Raw genomic sequence first — 1902 nt, 5'->3', positions numbered from 1 at the left:
GGTAGTTGATTCCCAACCCAGGTTTGTATTAGCCAATGCTGATTGGCGGTACCCTGCTACTGAAGCGCCGCCAAAGGTGTAAGTAGTTAATGATAGCGCCGAGTAATAGCTATACAGATCAACAGACTGGTTACCTGTTTTACCCCAGGAACCGCGCAGCTTAAGATCATTTACAGTACCCTTTAAACCATCCCAAAAACCTTCCTGAGAAACTCTCCATCCGGCTGAAAAGGATGGGAAAAACCCATAACGCTTATCACCCGTAAATTTGGAGGAGCCGTCATACCGGCCGTTGGCTTCAAACAGATATTTGTTGTCATAAGCATAGTTTACCCTGCCGAAATAAGAACGCAAACCAAAATTAGCATCATATCCTGAATTACTTTTGGTGCCGTCATTGGCACCCTGCCCTATCGATTCTACATCATTATTATAAAACCGTTCGCGGTAGGCACTCAGGTAACTCTGCGTATCGTAAATTTCAGAATAGCCCACCAGCCCTTTAAAGGCGCTTTTACCGATGGTTTTATCGTAAGTAAGCAGGTTGTTCCAGGTGTATTCGCGCAGGTTGTTGCGTACTTCTGTTAGGCTGTTGTTGGCTACAGTTTTGGTGATATTGGTATTTTTGTCAGTATTTGAATAGGCGTTGGTAAAGTTTTTTTGCTGAATGTACTCAACACGGGCACCATATTGGGTAGATAGCTTAAGGCCGGGTAAAATTTCCAGTTCGGCTTTCAGGTTAGCTATCAGGTTATCATCATACTGTGACGACAAACCGCCTATTTCCGCAAACATGAGCGGGTTGTTACCCTGGGTGCTTAAGCCGTAAGTACCATCAGGATATTTGGGCACAGCCCATAATGAACCGTGGTAAAAGTTATTGAACGGATCAACCGTAGATACGGTTGAGTAATTGGTACGGTAGTTCAGGTCGCCGCTGAACTTCAGGACCTTGGCGGCGGTATAATCCGTATTCAGTTTTACCTCTTTGATCTGGTCTTTAAAATTAACCACAATACCATCCTGGTCAAGATAGCGCGCGCTAAGGCGGGCTTTGATCTTATCATCGCCACCGGCTATAGATAGGCTGTGGTTTTGCTGCGGGGCAGCATGCAGCATGGTCTGAAACCAGGTATTAGGCAGGGGATATTTATACCGGTCAGTTGCGTTTACCCAGGTGTTGATTGATTCATCAGTAAAACGTGCAGGCAACGCGGCACCCGCATTCGTATAGGCAACCTGCTCCAAACGCATATAGGCTTCAAGGCCCATCATTTCGGGCTTGTTAATGGCGTTTTGCGAAGCGTAGTAATAATTATAATTGATGGACAGTTTATTTTCCTTTGCTCTTTTGGTAGTGATGAGGATTACCCCGTTGGTAGCCCGCGAACCATAAATGGCTGTAGATGCCGCATCCTTCAATATGGATACATTATCAATATCATCGGGATTGATATCGGTAAGTTTTTGTTCAATACCGTCTACAATAACCAATGCATCGTTTTTGCTAAGATCATAGCCGCCGGTACTGCTGCTGTTAATGTTAAATGTGGTAATACCGCGTACCCTGATAGTAGCGCTTGAACGGCCGGGAGCCCCTCCCCTGTCAAGCACGGTAACACCGGGTGCAAGGCCCTGTAGTGATTGCTGCACGTTTGATACCGGCCGCTGTACAAGCGTATTACCGCTCACCTGGCTCACCGCGCTGGTAAGGCTTGTTTTTTTCTGCGTACCGTAACCTACAACCACCACAGCATCCAACTGACCTGAAGATACTGCCAGCTGTACGTTCACTTCCTGCTTTCCGGCCAGGGGTACCTCCTGTGTTTTAAACCCTACAAATGAAAATACCAGCGTGGCGTTTGGATCATTAACAGTTATCTTATAATTTCCATCGGCATC

General features: G+C 46.2%; 1 protein-coding gene. It reads right to left on the bottom strand.

Features of this window, described 5'->3' with window-relative positions; translation table 11 throughout:
- Nucleotides 1-1902 (bottom strand): SusC/RagA family TonB-linked outer membrane protein (locus VF500_RS18330; protein ID WP_330861069.1); only part of this gene is annotated, 1902 nt, incomplete at both ends.

Source organism: Mucilaginibacter sp. (assembly GCF_036383575.1).
Lineage (GTDB): Bacteria > Bacteroidota > Bacteroidia > Sphingobacteriales > Sphingobacteriaceae > Mucilaginibacter.
Note: the sequence above shows the minus strand (reverse complement) of the source record. Positions and strands in the feature narration are given on the sequence as shown.